Annotated in this window: 15 protein-coding genes; 13 read left to right on the top strand and 2 right to left on the bottom strand. The window is 41.7% G+C overall.

Features of this window, described 5'->3' with window-relative positions; genetic code table 11:
* Positions 1-23: 23 nt before the first annotated feature.
* From HMPREF2893_RS00910 to HMPREF2893_RS00970, 13 genes are all read left to right on the top strand, one after another.
* Positions 24-692 (top strand): helix-hairpin-helix domain-containing protein, encoded by a 669-nt coding sequence (locus HMPREF2893_RS00910; RefSeq protein ID WP_070673822.1) that lies wholly within the window; start codon positions 24-26, stop codon positions 690-692.
* Positions 673-2,919 (top strand): DNA internalization-related competence protein ComEC/Rec2, encoded by a 2,247-nt coding sequence (locus HMPREF2893_RS00915; protein WP_070673823.1) that lies wholly within the window; start codon positions 673-675, stop codon positions 2,917-2,919. Before HMPREF2893_RS00910 ends, HMPREF2893_RS00915 begins: the two co-directional genes overlap by 20 nt.
* A gap of 75 nt (positions 2,920-2,994) precedes the next feature.
* Positions 2,995-3,597 carry a DUF805 domain-containing protein gene (locus HMPREF2893_RS00920; protein WP_070673824.1) on the top strand — a complete coding sequence of 201 codons (603 nt, stop codon included), beginning with the start codon at positions 2,995-2,997 and terminating at the stop codon, positions 3,595-3,597.
* Between the two features lie 23 nt (positions 3,598-3,620).
* Positions 3,621-4,655 carry a DNA polymerase III subunit delta gene (gene holA / locus HMPREF2893_RS00925; protein ID WP_070673825.1) on the top strand — a complete coding sequence of 345 codons (1,035 nt, stop codon included), beginning with the start codon at positions 3,621-3,623 and terminating at the stop codon, positions 4,653-4,655.
* A gap of 88 nt (positions 4,656-4,743) precedes the next feature.
* Positions 4,744-5,349, top strand: a complete 606-nt coding sequence (gene sodA / locus HMPREF2893_RS00930) for a superoxide dismutase SodA (protein WP_003006336.1) — start codon at positions 4,744-4,746, stop codon at positions 5,347-5,349.
* 210 nt (positions 5,350-5,559) lie between these two features.
* Entirely contained in the window at positions 5,560-7,032 is a 1,473-nt protein-coding gene (locus HMPREF2893_RS00935) for a helicase HerA-like domain-containing protein (RefSeq protein ID WP_070673826.1), read from the top strand.
* Between the two features lie 98 nt (positions 7,033-7,130).
* Positions 7,131-8,198 (top strand): serine hydrolase, encoded by a 1,068-nt coding sequence (locus tag HMPREF2893_RS00940; RefSeq protein ID WP_070673827.1) that lies wholly within the window; start codon positions 7,131-7,133, stop codon positions 8,196-8,198.
* A gap of 162 nt (positions 8,199-8,360) precedes the next feature.
* Complete coding sequence (locus tag HMPREF2893_RS00945; protein WP_070673828.1) at positions 8,361-9,050, top strand: Crp/Fnr family transcriptional regulator; 690 nt, start codon at positions 8,361-8,363, stop codon at positions 9,048-9,050.
* Positions 9,051-9,287: 237 nt separating this feature from the next.
* A complete protein-coding gene (arcA, locus tag HMPREF2893_RS00950; protein WP_049514063.1) occupies positions 9,288-10,517 on the top strand; it encodes an arginine deiminase in 1,230 nt (409 codons plus the stop codon).
* 84 nt (positions 10,518-10,601) lie between these two features.
* Entirely contained in the window at positions 10,602-11,618 is a 1,017-nt protein-coding gene (argF, locus tag HMPREF2893_RS00955) for an ornithine carbamoyltransferase (RefSeq protein WP_003006350.1), read from the top strand.
* Between the two features lie 81 nt (positions 11,619-11,699).
* Positions 11,700-12,644, top strand: coding sequence for a carbamate kinase (gene arcC, locus HMPREF2893_RS00960; RefSeq protein WP_070673829.1), 945 nt, complete (start codon positions 11,700-11,702; stop codon positions 12,642-12,644).
* 124 nt (positions 12,645-12,768) lie between these two features.
* Positions 12,769-14,280: a YfcC family protein gene (locus tag HMPREF2893_RS00965; protein ID WP_049497262.1), complete on the top strand. Its 1,512-nt coding sequence runs from the start codon at positions 12,769-12,771 to the stop codon at positions 14,278-14,280.
* 17 nt (positions 14,281-14,297) lie between these two features.
* A complete protein-coding gene (locus tag HMPREF2893_RS00970) occupies positions 14,298-15,632 on the top strand; it encodes a dipeptidase (protein ID WP_070673830.1) in 1,335 nt (444 codons plus the stop codon).
* Positions 15,633-15,662: 30 nt separating this feature from the next.
* Here HMPREF2893_RS00970 and HMPREF2893_RS00975 read toward each other — a convergent pair whose 3' ends face one another.
* Positions 15,663-16,133 carry an arginine repressor gene (locus tag HMPREF2893_RS00975; protein ID WP_003006364.1) on the bottom strand — a complete coding sequence of 157 codons (471 nt, stop codon included), beginning with the start codon at positions 16,131-16,133 and terminating at the stop codon, positions 15,663-15,665.
* Positions 16,134-16,144: 11 nt separating this feature from the next.
* The gene (gene queA / locus HMPREF2893_RS00980) at positions 16,145-17,173 is read right to left on the bottom strand and encodes a tRNA preQ1(34) S-adenosylmethionine ribosyltransferase-isomerase QueA (protein WP_070673831.1); all 1,029 of its coding nucleotides are present in this window, start codon (positions 17,171-17,173) and stop codon (positions 16,145-16,147) included.
* Positions 17,174-17,255 lie beyond the last annotated feature (82 nt).

Consider the following 17,255-nt stretch of genomic DNA (forward strand, 5'->3'; position numbering starts at 1 on the left):
ATAAAAGTGAGAGGAGGTTTCTTATGGAGGATATCATCGAAAAAATCAAAGAATATAAGCTCTTTTTAGCTCTTACTGCTATCGGACTCTTACTTGGAGGGTATTTTCTTTTTCATCGACCTCAGTCAAATGCATCCACTATACCGGATCTTTATCAGGCTTCTAGTTCAACTTCGAGCAAAGAAAAGGTGCAGACCACTAGTTCCAAAGAAGAAAAGACGGCTACTTCTGTGTCTGATGCACCCGAGATCATTACGGTCGATGTCAAAGGAGCCGTCAAACAACCAGGTGTCTATGAGTTGCGCTCCAATAGCAGAGTCCACGATGCCATTCATAAGGCGGGTGGGATGACAGCAGATGCCAATAGCCAATCAGTCAACTTGGCGCAAAAACTCTCCGATGAAGCAGTGATCTATGTTGCTAAAGAAGGAGAGGATGTTCCAGCACTTGGAAGTTCAGAAAGTCCTGCAACTTCGTCAGCGCCAGCAGAAAAAACAGGCAAGGTTCATTTAAATCGAGCGACAGAGACAGAGCTCCAGACAGTATCAGGCATTGGCCAGAAACGTGCCCAGGACATTATCGCCTATCGCGAGGCAAATGGTCCTTTTCGATCAGTGGATGATCTGAAGAATGTTTCAGGAATCGGAGAGAAAACACTGGAGAAACTAAGAGATGCTTTCACGGTGGATTAAAGACCTTCCTTTTTCGCTTATCCATCTCGCCTTTGTACTCCTATGGTTGTATTTTAGTGTTTATCAACCATCTTGGCCTTCGATCAGCGGTCTAGTAGTAGTGGGAATTTTAGCGCTTCATCACTATAAAGGGGAGCGCTCAAGTTTGCTAGGGCTTGCTTTAGCAACCCTTTGTTTTGCGGCCTTCTTTGTCTTTCAGCGAATACAGGATCATCCAGTACAAGCAGAAAGTCAGCCCCCATCCCACTTACGTCTGATTCCAGATACCATCAAGATCAATGGGGACGCCCTGTCTTTTCGTGCTAAAAATCAGGGAAGGACCTACCAAGTCTTCTACACTTTAAAATCAGAAAAAGAAAAACAGCAGTGGCAAAGTCAAACTCATTTGTTGGAGTTGACGTATAAAGGTGCTATAGAAGAGCCAGAAGGGCAGCGAAATTTTAGAGGATTTGACTATCGGTCTTATTTGGAAACACAGGGGATTCATTATCAAATAAAAATTGAAGCGATCCAATCCGCACTTCCTATACAGACTTGGAATGTTTTTGACTGGCTGTCTCAATGGAGGCGACAAGCCATTGTTTGGAGTAAAGAGCACTTTCCGCAGCCAATGAACCAGTATATGACCGGCCTTCTTTTTGGCTATTTAGATAAGGATTTTGAAGAGATGGACCAGCTTTACACGAGTTTAGGAATCATCCATTTATTCGCCTTATCTGGGATGCAGGTCGGCTTTTTCATCAATGGGATACGAAAAGGTCTCTTACGTCTAGGAATCTTGCAAGAGACAGTTGATATCTGGATGGTTCCAATTTCTTTGGTCTATGCTGGCTTGACAGGTTTTTCAGTTTCAGTGGTTCGCAGTCTCTTGCAAAAGATCCTCTCTCAAAAGGGGATCCGAGGGATGGAGAATATGGCGATGACCCTGATGCTCTTAATGCTGCTTGTGCCCAAGTTTCTCCTGACCGCTGGAGGGGTCTTGAGTTGTGCCTATGCCTTTATTTTGACCTTGGTAGATACCAGTTCTTATTCAGGACTGAAAAAGCTACTAGTGGAAAGTTTCTGGATTAGCCTGGGGATTTTGCCCCTTTTGACCTATTACTTTAGTGTCTTTCAACCCTGGTCACTCCCTTTAACCTTCCTCTTTTCTTTCTTATTTGACCTTGTCCTTCTTCCAGGTTTAACGGTGCTATTTATCTTATCGATTCTAAAGCCCCTTACAATTTTTAACAGTTTCTTTCTTCTCATAGAGGAGTGTATTCGTTGGATTTCAAAGCTCACGTCGCTACCGTTGGTATTTGGTCAGCCGACGGGACCAGCTCTGATCGCTCTCTTCCTTCTTTTAGGGATCTTGTATGATCTTCGAAAGCAAAAAAAACGTCGTTTCCTGTTAATAGGCATGATTCTACTCATCTTTTGTTGGACCAAGCATCCTTTAGAAAATGAGATTACCATGGTGGATATCGGTCAAGGAGACAGTATCTTTTTACGTGATTGGAGAGGAAGAACCATTTTGATTGATGTCGGAGGACGCGTCACTTTTAAAAGTGGAGACAAGTGGCAAGAGCGCAGTCAATCTGCCAATGCGGAACAAACCTTGATTCCCTATCTCAAGAGTCGAGGTGTTGGAAAACTCGATGCTCTGGTCTTGACCCATACAGATCAGGACCATATGGGCGATATGGTCGAGGTTGCCAGACAAATCCCGGTTAAAAAAGTGTATGTCAGTCCAGGCAGTCTAACCAGTTCCAAATTTCAAGAGAAATTGAAACAGCTTCATAGTCCAGTTAAAGTAGTCCAGAGAGGGGATCAACTTCCTATTTTTGATCATCATCTCGAAGTCTTATCTCCTGATGAAGTGGGGGATGGCAAAAATAATGATTCGATTGTCCTCTATGGGCAGTTTTATCAAAAAAGGTTTTTGTTTACAGGTGATCTGGAAGAAGCTGGGGAGAAAAAACTATTGGGAAACTATCCCCAATTACAAGTGGATATCTTGAAAGTAGGCCACCACGGATCGAAAGGTTCCTCTAGTGATGTATTTTTGGATCAGCTACATCCCCAATTGGCCTTAATCTCCGTTGGAAAGAAAAATCGCTATCAGCACCCTCATAAAGAATTGCTTGATCGTTTAGAGGAACGATCCATTTCTTACCTTCGTACCGATGAAAGAGGAGCGATTCGCTTGATTGGGTGGGATCATTGGAGGGTAGAAACGGTCCGCTAGAGATGAGGAGAGGTTTGCTTTCTATGCTGAAAATTGCTATTATAGAAGGTGAAATCAATGTAAAGGTAGAATCGTATGAACGCATTTAAGCAATTTTGGATACAGTATGCAGATTTTTCAAGTAAGACCAGTCGAGCTCATTTTTGGCTAGCTTTTTTCTGGAATTTCCTGATTTCTTTGCCTCTTTGGGTTTTTTACATCGTGACTTCTTTATCCCATCAAAATGCTCAAGAAATACTCAATTTTTCAACTGTTCATTCTAAAACAGGTCTATGGGCACTCGCTTTCTTAGCATTCTTTTACTTCCTCATTTTGGTACCCAGTCAAGCCATTTGTGTGCGTCGCTTGCGGGATGCTGGGATCCATTGGTCTTGGATCTTTTTGAACCTTGGTCCGGTTTTACTCTATTTATTGTCAGGGCTAGATATTTTCCTATTTCTTTGGGTGATTACAGTTATTTCTCTCTTGATTCTCATGATGCTTCCAGGAAAAAATACCTTCCCACAACCAGTAGAAACTCCTATGGGAGTAACTTCTGAACCACAGGTCACAGCGACAGAAGGAAGCTTTGGAGGCAGCTCGTTTGAGCAAATTCCTAATTTTGTAGCAGCTCCAGATTTGTCCGACGAAAAACCACCATTGGAACAAAAAATGGCTGCTGAACACGAAATACACTAGACTGATAGAGATAAGAGAGTTTCATGCAAGCAATTACCGACATTAAACATCTGACGGTTCAAACTCTGCCTCCTATTCTTGTCTTGACGGGTGAGGATATAGGTCAATTTGAATGGTTAAAAAAAGACATTTTAAAAAAAATAGGCTATGATCCCTCAGATTTGAATTATTCTTATTTTGATATGAAGGAAGCCTCCTATGCTGAAGTCGAGCTGGATTTGGTCAGTCTTCCCTTTTTTGCAGATGAAAAAATCGTGATTTTGGATCACTTATTGGATCTGACCACTGCCAAAAAACGCAATTTAACCGATGAAGATCTGAAGCAATTTGAAAACTATCTGGAAAACCCTTCTGAATCGACCCGTTTGGTGATATTTGCAGAAGGAAAATTAGATAGTAAGCGTCGCTTGGTCAAACTCCTAAAACGGGATGCCCAAATCATTGAAGCGACCACTCCTAAAGAGCAAGATTTAAAGCGTTATTTTTCTGGTCAGGCGCAAGAATTGGGCTTACACTTTGTTGGCGATTCCTTGGACCAGTTGCTCTTAAAATCTGGCTATGATTTTGGAGAGTTACAGAAGAATCTCGCTCTATTGCAGGCTTATAAAGAAGATGGTCAGATTACCCTCCAAGATATCGAGGAGGTTGTTCCAAAGTCCTTGCAAGATAATATTTTTGATCTGACACAGATGATTCTCAAACGCCAAATCGATCAAGCCCGGAATTTGGTTAAGGATCTTCGCTTACAAGGAGAAGATGAAATAAAATTGATCGCTATTTTGTTGGGGCAATTCCGAATGTTTTCTCAAGTTAAAATTTTCTCAGAAGAAGGCCAATCCGAAAGCCAAATTGTAGCGAGCTTGTCGGACTTGTCAGGACGCAAGGTCAATCCTTATCAGGTGAAGTTTGCCTTACGGGATAGCCGCAGGCTTACTCTGTCCTTTTTGAAGCAAGCTATGATGACCTTCATCGAGACGGATTATGCGATTAAAAGTGGAACATATGAAAAAGACTACTTATTTGATTTGGCCCTGTTGAAAGTAGCGAATAGCGTCTAACGATGAATGAAATCGCAAGCAGATTAGTTGAATAATTTAGCTGTTTGCGTTATCATCAAGTCAGTAATAAAGAAAAGAGGACCATAAAATGGCTATCATTTTACCAGAATTACCATATGCTTATGATGCATTGGAACCTTATATCGATGAAGAAACCATGCATTTGCACCATGATAAACACCATCAAACATATGTAAACAATGTGAATGCAGCTCTTGAAAAACATCCTGAAATTGGAGAAGACCTTGAAAGCTTGTTAGCTGATGTTGAATCCATTCCAGCTGATATTCGCCAAGCTGTGATCAACAATGGTGGTGGTCATTTGAACCACGCTCTTTTCTGGGAATTGATGACTCCAGAACAAACAGCTCCTTCAGCAGAACTTGCTGCAGCGATTGATGCTACATTTGGTTCATTTGAAGACTTCAAAGCAGCCTTCACAGCAGCAGCAACGACACGTTTTGGTTCTGGCTGGGCATGGTTGGTTGTCAACAAAGAAGGCAAACTCGAAGTGACTTCAACAGCAAACCAAGATACACCAATCTCTGAAGGTAAAACACCAATCCTTGGTTTGGATGTTTGGGAACATGCTTACTACGTGAAATACCGTAACGTACGCCCTGACTACATCAAAGCTTTCTTCTCAGTGATCAACTGGAATAAAGTGAATGAATTGTTTGCAGCAGCAAAATAATAAAATGAAGGAATCTATAAGAGCAAGTATTGGCTCTTATAGATTTTTTTATGTGCATCCGAAAAATTGGAGTATAATTTCTTGCGTTTGGTCAGGAAAATGATACACTAATAGGAGTGTGTCTTACTTGTCTGAAGCCTGGTTTGAAGGGCCTAGGCAAGGAAAAGATAAACCTTAAAATGAAAACTGAAACATTCAGGGAGAAATGAAATGACTAGTATTACCATTACTAAAGGAGCCGTTGAGACGCCTATCTATTTGCGGATGTTAAATCGTCATGGCTTGATTGCAGGTGCAACAGGAACAGGAAAAACGGTTACGCTCAAAGTTCTAACAGAAAAATTAAGCAAAGAAGGCATTCCGGTCTTTCTAGCCGATATCAAGGGAGATTTATCTGGCTTAGCCAAAGCAGGGCAATGGACACCAAAACTGGAAGAACGCTACAAGCTTCTTGGGATCACAGATCCGTTTGAGCCACAAGCCTTCCCTGTTCGATTGTGGGATGTCTTTGGTCAAGCTGGTCATCCTGTTCGGGCGACTGTCGAAGGAATGGGCTCATTGCTTCTATCTCGTCTGCTTGATTTGAATGAAACCCAATCAGGAATTCTTGCAATTGTCTTTAAAGTGGCTCAAGAGAAAGATTGGCCCTTGATTGATTTGAAGGACCTGCAAAGCCTTTTAAAGGAAGTCTATGAACACAGTTCAGACTATTCAGCCCAATATGGCAATATCACCAAACAATCTGTCGGAGCCATCCAAAGAAGTCTCTTGGTTCTTGAAGAAGAAGGAGCAGACCAGTTTTTCGGAGAGCCCGCACTTGATTTAAATGACTTCATGCAACTCGATGCATCTGGTCGTGGTTATATCAATATTCTTTCGGCTACAAAGCTCTTTCATTCACCAAAATTGTACTCAACCTTTTTGATTTGGATGCTGTCTCGTCTCTTTGAAACACTTCCAGAGGTTGGGGATCCTGAAAAGCCAAAATTGGTCTTCTTCTTTGATGAAGCACATCTCCTCTTTAAGGATGCAAGCAAGCTCTTTCTTGAGAAGGTCGAGCAAGTGGTACGCCTAATTCGTTCTAAGGGTGTGGGGATTTACTTTATTACCCAAAATCCTCAAGACCTTCCAGAATCTGTTTTGGCACAGCTTGGAAATCGTGTTCAGCATGCGCTTCGAGCTTATACACCCAAAGAAATGAAGGCAATTAAGGTTGCTGCCCAAAGTTTTCGTCCAAATCCAGATTTTGATACAGAAACAGTGATCACAGAGTTAGGGACAGGGGAAGCCTTGGTTTCTTTCCTGAATGAAAAGGGACAGCCTGGTGTGGTTGAGCGTGCTTACATTCTCTCTCCTCAATCGAGTTTTGACCTCTTAAATGAGAGTGAACAATTGGCCTTGATCACAACATCGCCTTTCCATCAAAAGTATGCGACGACGATTGATCGAGAATCTGCCTATGAAAAATTAGCAGCTAAAGCAAGCAAGGAAGCACAAGAAAAAGAGCAAAAAGAAGCAGAAAAGGAAGAGGCTGCAGCAGATAAAGCGTCTCAAAAACGTAGTCCAGGTCGTCCAAGAAAATCTAGTCTTGAAAAGGCAAAAGATTCCTTCTTGAGTTCCTTATTCAGGACGATTGCGCGTGAGATCGCTAAGCTGATTATGGGCTCCTTTAAACGGAAATAAGCCTTTTATGAAAAGAAAAAACCTTTTTAAAAAGAAACCGTTTTATCTTTCTGATAATTCTTGTTATTTTCAGTAGAATCTTTTATAATTAATCTCGTATGAAAAAATATTTTAATCTACGCTCGATCATGATTGCGGTCAGTATTTTATTGTGCTTAGTGGGAACAAGCGCACTGGGCTACTTGCATCTTACGCAACCAACAGCATCAGCAATTGAAAAAAAAGCAAAGAAAACAAAAGAAGCAAAAGAACAAGATATCGAAAAGTCTACCCCTGAGACGAAAAAACCGCGTGTCAAATCTCCTGAAGCTAAGCAAGCAGTAGTAGATGCAGACATGGAAACGATGAGTGCTTATGGCCTTGTCTATGATTATGCTAATAAAGGCTTGGTAGAGGTTGTTCAGGATTTCCTAGCGGAAAGTGGAATTGATCCGTCACAAGTTGCTTTCACGTATCGCAATGCCATTACTGGAGAGCAATTTGCTATGAATGATCTTCAACCAATGACGGCAGGTAGTACCTATAAGCTACCCTTGAACATGTTGGTGGTGGATGAAGTCGCAAAGGGCAAACTGAATTTAACAGATAGGTTTGACATTACCAACACCTACTATGAATATGTAGGGGAGCATGACAATTACGTTGCTGCCTTTGATGGAGCCATGTCTATCCCTGATATGCAGCGCTATTCATTGGTTTACTCTGAAAATACCCCAGCCTATGCTTTGGCAGATCGTTTAGGGGGGATGGAGCAAGCGCGCAAGTTATTCAGTCGTTATGGTCAATCCCGTTCACCAGAAGTCAAAACCTTTAGCGAAGATAATAAAACGACAACGGATTATTACATCCATGTCTTGGAATATCTTTGGAATCATCAAGAAAAATATGCAGATTTACTAGAACTGATCGGGGAGTCTTTCCCAGGTGAGTACTATAAGAAATTCTTGCCAGATTTGGTCATTCAACAAAAACCGGGCTATGTTGCGGAAGCGCTCAATGTGGATGCCATTGTCCATGAATCGACCCCTTATTTGGTTGCCATCTATACTGCAGGACTGGGTGGAACGACCCCAGAAAGTTCTGAAATCAGTGGTGTTGGTCTTTATCAGTTGGGAGAACTAGCTTATGTCATCAATGAATGGCATCGTGTGAATATGAATGAATAATTGACGGAAGGTCTGAGGGTTGCTCAGACCTTTTCTTCTATCACAGTAGCATAAAATTCACTTGGTGTTTCGAAATACTTTTCTGTTTTAAAGAGGCTTCTTTCCCTCTTCTATCAAAAAAATATGTTATACTAATTAATAGTAATAAGAGGAAGTATAAACATGATTACAAAGGAAGATTACCAGTTGGTCCGCTCGCATCCAGCCTTCTCTGCGTTGCCAGTGGAGCTATTTGATAAATTAGCTGTTGAAATTCATGCTAGGGATATCCAAAAAGGACAAATTTTATTTTATGCAGGAGATAAGCGGGATCGCATTTTTCTTCTTTCAAAAGGCTTTGCTCGCATTGAGCAATTCGATTCGTCTGATCAATTTTCCTATATGGATTATATCAAGAAAGGGGCCCTGTTCCCTTATGGTGGGATGTTTCAGGATGAGCGTTACCACTATACAGCTAGTGCGGTGACAGATTTGCGCTGTTTCGTTATCCCCGTCAACCTCTATGAATTATATGCTCAAGAGAGTAAGGAGCAGTTGCTCTTCATTACGAGAAAGCTCTCGTCAATTTTAGAATTTCAAGAGTTGCGTCTACGTAATGTCGTGACAGCTAGTGCCAGTGAGCGTGTGGTTCAATCTTTAGCTATCTTGTGTAAGGACTATGAAAGTTTAGGAAATCAACTTCCATTTCCAATCAGTATGAAGGAAATGGCCAAATTAGCGGCCACAACCCGAGAAACCGTCAATCAAGTTTTAAAGAAACTCATCGATTCTCATAAGATACAGTATGAGAGAAAACAATTAACCTTTCTAGATACAGCCTACTTTTTAAAGAGTTTTAAAGAGATCAATTAATTTGTTGATCTTTTTTATTTTTGTAAAAAAATATATATTCATAAAAACAATATAAAAAACAAAATATGCAAAGAAAACGCTTCATATTAACTAAAAAATAGGAATAATTCAAAATAATGCCAAATTCTTTGCATTAAAAAAGTAGAATCCTTCATGAAAGCGGTACCAATTGGTGATAAAATAAAACCTGTAAACGGGATTAGGTAAGCTAAACCGCAAGAAAAAGGAGGACTATAGATGTCTACACACCCAATTCATGTTTTCTCAGAAATTGGAAAACTGAAAAAAGTTTGTTTGCACCGTCCAGGTAAAGAGTTGGAAAACTTGATGCCTGACTATCTTGAACGTCTTCTTTTTGATGATATTCCTTTCTTGGAAGATGCTCAAAAAGAACACGACGCATTTGCTGAAGCACTTCGTAACGAAGGTATCGAAGTACTTTATCTTGAACAGTTAGCTGCTGAGTCATTGACTTCTCCAGAAATTCGCGATCAGTTCATCGAAGAATACCTTGAAGAAGCGAACATTCGTGGACGCCAAACAAAAATTGCGATCCGTGAATTGCTTCACAGCATTGAAGACAACCAAGAATTGGTTGAAAAAACAATGGCAGGGGTTCAAAAAGCTGAACTTCCAGAAATTCCTGAAGAAGCAAAAGGATTGACAGACCTTGTTGAATCTGACTATCCATTTGCTATCGACCCAATGCCAAACTTGTACTTCACACGTGACCCATTTGCGACAATTGGTAATGCAGTATCATTGAACCACATGTACGCAGATACACGTAACCGTGAAACTTTGTATGGTAAATACATCTTCAAATACCACCCAGTTTACGGTGGAAAAGTTGAACTTGTCTACAACCGTGAAGAAGATACTCGTATCGAAGGTGGAGATGAGTTAGTACTTTCTAAAGATGTATTGGCAGTTGGTATCTCACAACGTACAGATGCTGCATCAATCGAAAAATTGTTGGTAAACATCTTTAAGAAGAACGTTGGCTTCAAAAAAGTATTGGCCTTCGAATTTGCTAACAACCGTAAATTCATGCACTTGGATACAGTATTCACAATGGTGGACTACGATAAATTCACAATCCACCCAGAAATCCAAGGTAACCTTCGCGTCTTCTCTGTAACTTATGAAAACGAACAATTGAAGATCGTTGAAGAAAAAGGTGATTTGGCTGAATTGCTTGCTGAAAACCTTGGTGTTGAAAAAGTTACATTGATCCCTTGTGGCGATGGCAATGTGGTTGCTGCTGCTCGTGAACAATGGAACGACGGTTCAAATACTCTTACAATCGCACCTGGTGTGGTAGTCGTATACGATCGTAACACAGTCACAAACAAGAAATTAGAAGAATACGGACTTCGTTTGATTAAGATCCGCGGAAGTGAATTGGTTCGCGGTCGTGGTGGACCTCGTTGTATGTCAATGCCATTTGAACGTGAAGAAATCTAATAGAGAAGACCGAGAGCTGGTCTTTGGAGATCAGCTCTTTCTTCTTACTGATCAATACTAGAAAGAAAATAGGAGACAATTAGAATGACAAATTCAGTGTTCCAAGGACGTAGCTTCTTGGCAGAAAAAGACTTTACACGTGCAGAGTTAGAATACCTTATCGGACTTTCAGCTCACTTGAAAGACCTTAAAAAACGCAACATTGAACACCACTATCTTGCTGGTAAAAACATTGCGCTTTTGTTTGAAAAAACTTCAACTCGTACTCGTGCTGCCTTCACAACAGCAGCTATCGACCTTGGTGCTCATCCAGAATACCTAGGTGCAAACGACATCCAACTTGGTAAAAAAGAATCTACAGAAGATACTGCTAAAGTTCTTGGACGTATGTTTGACGGTATTGAATTCCGTGGTTTCAGCCAACGTATGGTTGAAGAATTGGCTGAATTCTCAGGTGTTCCAGTATGGAATGGTTTGACTGACGAATGGCACCCAACTCAAATGCTTGCAGACTACTTGACAGTTCAAGAAAACTTTGGACGTTTGGAAGGTTTGACACTTGTATACTGTGGTGATGGACGTAACAACGTTGCAAACAGCCTTCTTGTAACAGGTGCTATCCTTGGTGTGAACGTACACATCTTCTCACCAAAAGAACTCTTCCCAGAAAAAGAAATCGTTGAATTGGCAGAAGGATTTGCAAAAGAAAGTGGCGCTCATATCTTGATCACTGAAGATGCTGACGAAGCAGTGAAAGGTGCAGACGTACTTTACACTGACGTTTGGGTATCTATGGGTGAAGAAGACAAATTTGCAGAACGTGTTGCCCTTTTGAAACCTTACCAAGTAAACATGGATTTGATTAAGAAAGCTGATAACGAAGACTTGATCTTCTTGCACTGCTTGCCAGCCTTCCACGATACAAACACTGTTTACGGTAAAGATGTTGCTGAAAAATTCGGCGTAGAAGAAATGGAAGTTACTGACGAAGTGTTCCGCAGCAAATATGCTCGTCACTTTGACCAAGCTGAAAACCGTATGCACACTATCAAAGCGGTTATGGCAGCTACTCTTGGTAACTTGTACATTCCAAAAGTTTAAGACTTAACCGTATACCAACAGCTATAGGGGCTGGACTGCTAGCTTTAGTCCTGCCCCTATTTTTTATAGAAAGGAAAATTCATGTCAAGAAAAATCGTCGTTGCTTTGGGAGGAAATGCTATTCTCTCATCTGATCCTTCTGCGCAAGCTCAACAAGAAGCGCTGGTAGAAACAGCTAAACACTTAGTTAAATTAATCAAAAATGGGGATGAGTTGATCATCACTCACGGAAATGGTCCTCAAGTAGGGAACCTCTTGCTCCAACACTTGGCTGCAAATTCTGAAAAGAACCCAGCGTTCCCACTTGATTCATTGGTTGCTATGACCGAAGGAAGCATTGGCTACTGGCTTCAAAATGCTCTTCAAAATGCTCTTCTTGAAGAAGGAATTGAAAAAGATGTGGCTTCTGTTGTAACACAAGTCGTTGTTGATAAGAACGACCCCGCTTTTGTTAACCTCAGCAAACCAATTGGTCCATTCTATTCAGAAGAAGAAGCAAAAGCAGAAGCTGAAAAATCAGGTGCAACCTTTAAAGAAGATGCTGGTCGTGGCTGGCGTAAAGTTGTGGCTTCACCAAAACCAGTGGATATCAAAGAAATCAATACCATTCGTACTTTGTTGAACGACGGTCAAGTCGTTGTAGCTGCCGGTGGTGGCGGTATCCCGGTTGTGAAAGAAGCAGATGGTAGCCTATCTGGTGTTGAAGCGGTAATCGATAAAGACTTTGCATCTCAACGTTTGGCTGAATTGGTAGAAGCAGACCTCTTCATCGTCTTGACTGGTGTCGATTATGTCTTTGTGAACTACAACAAACCAGACCAAGCGAAATTGGAACATGTGAATGTGGCTCAATTGGAAGAATATATCAAACAAGACCAATTTGCACCAGGAAGTATGCTTCCTAAAGTAGAAGCTGCCATTGCCTTTGTAAACGGTCGCCCAGAAGGAAAAGCAGTTATTACATCACTTGAAAACCTTGGAGCTTTGATTGAGTCTGAAAGTGGAACAATCATCCAAAAAGACTAATGAAAAATTAGGAAAAAACTAGTATTTTAAAGCTTATTGTGATAGAATAAGTCTATAGGTAAGCGTTTTACAAGAGACTCTTGTAAAACATCACTCACACTTTGTTGCGTTAGGAGGAAGACAAATGAGTGAAAAAACGAAAAAAGGATTTAAGATGCCTTCATCTTTTTCCGTATTGTTGATCATCATTGCCATTATGGCAGTGTTAACTTGGATCATTCCAGCTGGTCAATACAAAGTTGACGATGCAGGTGCTATCATTGCAGGTAGTTATGAATCTGTAAAAGCACATCCTCAAGGAATTTGGGATGTCTTGATGGCCCCAATCAATGCCATGCTTGGTAAAGCACCAACCAGTGCAGCGATTGACGTAGCCTTCTTCATCTTGATGGTCGGTGGTTTCCTTGGAGTTGTGAACGAAACAGGTACCCTTGATGTAGGGATTGCTTCTATCGTTCGTAAATACAAAGGCCGCGAAAAAATGTTGATTTTGATCTTGATGCCATTGTTTGCCCTTGGTGGTACAACTTATGGTATGGGTGAAGAAACCATGGCCTTCTATCCACTTCTTGTACCTGTTATGATGTCCGTTGGTTTTGACAGCTTGACAGGGGTAGCCATTATCCTCTTAGGATCACAAATCGGATGTTTGGCGTCAACATTGAACCCATTTGCGACAGTTATCGCATCTGATACTGCAGGTATCTCAAGTGCTTCAGGTCTCTTACTTCGTGTGATCTTCTGGATCGTATTGACAGGACTTAGCACATACTATGTATACCGTTATGCAGATAAGGTTCAAAAAGACCCAACCAAATCTCTCACCTATGCAACTCGTGAAGAAGATTTGAAACACTTCAACGTTGATAGTGGCGAAGAAATTCCTTCACAAATGAACAAGAAACAAAAACGTGTCTTGGTCGTCTTCATCTCAACATTCGTGATCATGGTTGCTGGATTTATCCCATTCAAAGATTTGGGTATTAAATTCTTTGAAACCTTCAACGAATCTCTCCATAAAATTCCAGTACTTGGTCAATTGATCGGTAACACAGATGCTCTTGGTACATGGTACTTCCCACAAACAGCTATGCTCTTTGCCTTCATGGGAATCCTCGTTGGTATCATTTATGGCTTGAAAGAAGATAAAATCATTTCATCTTTCATGAATGGTGCAGCTGACCTCTTGAGTGTTGCTCTTATCGTAGCGGTAGCACGTGGTATCCAAGTCATCATGAATGATGGTATGATCACTGCAACAATTCTTCACTGGGGTGAAGAAGGACTGAAAGGTCTTTCATCTCAATTGTTCATTGTCTTGACTTACATTTTCTACTTGCCAATGTCATTCTTGATCCCATCATCATCTGGTCTTGCCAGCGCAACAATGGGTATCATGGCACCTCTTGGTAAATTCGTCAATGTACCAGGTAGCTTGATTGTCACAGCTTACCAATCTGCATCTGGTGTCTTGAACTTGATCGCACCAACTTCAGGTATCGTAATGGGAGCTCTTGCTCTTGGACGTGTTGACTTGAGTGCATGGTGGAAATTCATGGGTAAATTGGTCGTAGCGATTGTTGTGATCACCATTGCCCTTCTTCTACTAGGAACTGTGGTTCCATTCTTGCAATAGAATAAAGTAGGTGTTTCATGAAAAATAGAATAAAGAACGATGTAAAAGAGCAGTTTTTAAACTCGCTTCAAACCATCATTTCTTACCCCTCAGTATTAAACGAAGGGGAAAATGGAACACCGTTTGGACAAGCTATCCAAGATGTCCTAGAAAAAACCTTAGAGCTTGCTCGAGAATTAGGTTTTCAAACATATATAGATCCTGAAGGATACTATGGATATGCAGAGATCGGTCAGGGGGAAGAACTCCTGGCCGTTCTTTGTCACTTGGATGTTGTTCCAGCCGGTGATCTAAAAGATTGGCAAACGCCACCTTTTGAAGCGACCATTGTCGGTGACTATCTAGTAGGTCGTGGTGTGCAGGATGATAAGGGGCCGTCACTCGCTGCCCTCTATGCAGTTAAGAGTTTACTGGATGATGGCATCCAGTTTACCAAACGAATCCGCTTTATTTTTGGGACGGATGAAGAAACCTTGTGGCGCTGTATGAACCGCTACAACCAAATCGAAGAGCAAGCAGATCTTGGATTTGCACCGGATTCTTCTTTCCCATTAACCTATGCTGAAAAAGGCTTATTACAAGTGAAATTGCATGGTCCAGGTTGGGATGATCTTCCCTTACAGGCTGGTCAGGCCCTCAATGTTGTTCCAGACAAGGCGACCTATGCGGGTCATCGTTTGGAAGAGTTGCTTCCTGTTTTGGATCAAAGTGGGGTTCAGTATAGCCAAACAGAAGATTCTGTAACGGTCTTGGGTGTTTCCAAGCATTCTAAAGATGCAGCTGAAGGAGTGAATGCTATTGTCGGTTTAGCGGAAAGTTTATCCCTCATCCAACCCCATCCAGCCTTGCTCTTTATTGCAGATGCTGTTGGTGAGGATGCAACGGGAGAAGCTTTATTTGGCAAAATTACAGATGAACCAAGTGGCGATCTTTCCTTCAATCTTGCGACCCTTGTGATCGATCAAGAACAATCGGAAATCGGGATTGATATCCGGATCCCCGTCTTAGCAGATAAGGAGGCCTTAGTAGCTCGTTTGCGAGAAATTGCAGCTAGTTATCAGTTGGAATATGAAGAGTTTGATTATCTGGCTCCTTTATATGTTCCTTTGGATAGTCCTTTAGTCAGCTCTTTGATGGCCGTCTACCAGGAAGAAACTGGTGATAAGACGCCAGCTATGTCTTCTGGTGGTGCGACATTTGCGCGGACCATGGAAAATTGTGTCGCTTTTGGGGCTCTTTTCCCAGGTGCAGAACAGACCGAGCACCAAGCCAATGAACGTGCAAAAATTGACGATCTCTATTCTGCGATGGAAATCTATCGAGAAGCCATTCAACGCTTAGCCACCATATAAAAAAGTTTGGAAACTTGGTTTCCAAACTTTTTATTTACTAAAGAAGAAAGGTGGTGTGAATTCTTTTAATTTTTCAAAACAATCCAAAGCTCCTTGATTGTCTTCGCAGATGACCAAACAGACATCGTCTCCACAGATGGTAGCTACAATTTCTTGAAGTTCCAATGCATCTAAGATAGCTCCAAAGGATTGGGCAAGACCTGGAAGAGTTTTTACAACGACTTGGTTTTGAACCGGCCGTAACATGACTAAGGCATCTTCCATATACATCCGCAGGCGCTTTTCCCAACGGGAAGGAGCGATGGTGTTCATGGCATAGTAGGAACTATCCCCCTCGTTAATTTTCACCAGATTCAAGGATTTGACATCTCGTGAAAGGGTGGACTGGGTAACGAGAACGCCATTGGCTTCTAAGGCTTCTTGAAGTTCTTGTTGGGTATGAATCCTACGCTCAGAAATAATCGAGCGGATCAAGCGGTGGCGGCTTTCAATTTTATTCATGAGAGACTCCTTTACTTGATGAACATAGCATCCCCAAAACTGAAGAAGCGGTAGCGTTCTTGAATAGCATGGTGGTATGCTTCGAGGGTTAATTCACGGCCAGCAAAGGCAGAAACCAACATGACCAGAGTTGATTTTGGAAGGTGGAAGTTGGTAGAAAAGGCATCGACGACTTTCCATTCATAACCTGGTTTGATAAAAATATTGGTCCAGCCTGAATCGGCTTTGATATCACCTGCAAATTTATTTCCGATCGTTTCAAGCGTCCGGATAGAAGTTGTTCCAACAGCTACAATGCGTTTCTTTGCAGCTTTTACCTGACGAAGGGTCGCAGCCGCCTCTTCAGAAAGTTGGTAAAATTCAGAGTGCATCTCATGGTCTTCAAGATTGTCTACTGATACTGGACGGAAGGTTCCTAGGCCCACATGAAGGGTCAAATAGACCAGGTGAACACCTTTTGCTTCAATCTTTTGGAGCAATTCTTGGGTAAAATGTAGACCTGCTGTTGGGGCTGCAGCAGAACCGTTTTCTTTAGCATAAACGGTTTGGTAGCGTTCGCGGTCAGCAAGCTTTTCGTGAATATAGGGAGGGAGTGGCATTTCGCCAAGACTTTCCAAGACTTCTAAAAAGATGCCTTGATAGTGGAAGCGAACGATACGGCCTCCGTGTTCCAATTCTTCTTCGACGGTTGCGGTCAAGCGACCATCTCCAAAGCTGACTGTGGCCCCTACCTTTAATCGTTTTGCAGGTTTTGCCAAGACTTCCCAACAGTCGTCTTGGGTATTTTTAAGGAGAAGGAATTCGACGTGACCACCTGTTTCTGGTTTTACCCCATGAAGGCGGGCTGGTAGAACGCGCGTATTGTTCATGACAAGAGCATCTCCTGGCTCCAATTCATCCAAAATTGCATCAAAGTGACGGTCTTGGAATTGCCCTGTTTTTCGATCCAGGATCAAGAGTTTAGAAGCATCTCGTTTTTCAAGAGGGGTTTGGGCAATCAGTTCTTCAGGCAAATCAAAGTCAAAGTCGTTGGTATTCATTTGCGCTCCTTTTATAATAAATTTGTGAGTAGATAGATGGTTGTACCGATAGCTAAAAGCATCAGGACAGTTCCCATCAAAA

Source organism: Streptococcus sp. HMSC072C09, from assembly GCF_001813105.1.
Lineage (GTDB): Bacteria > Bacillota > Bacilli > Lactobacillales > Streptococcaceae > Streptococcus.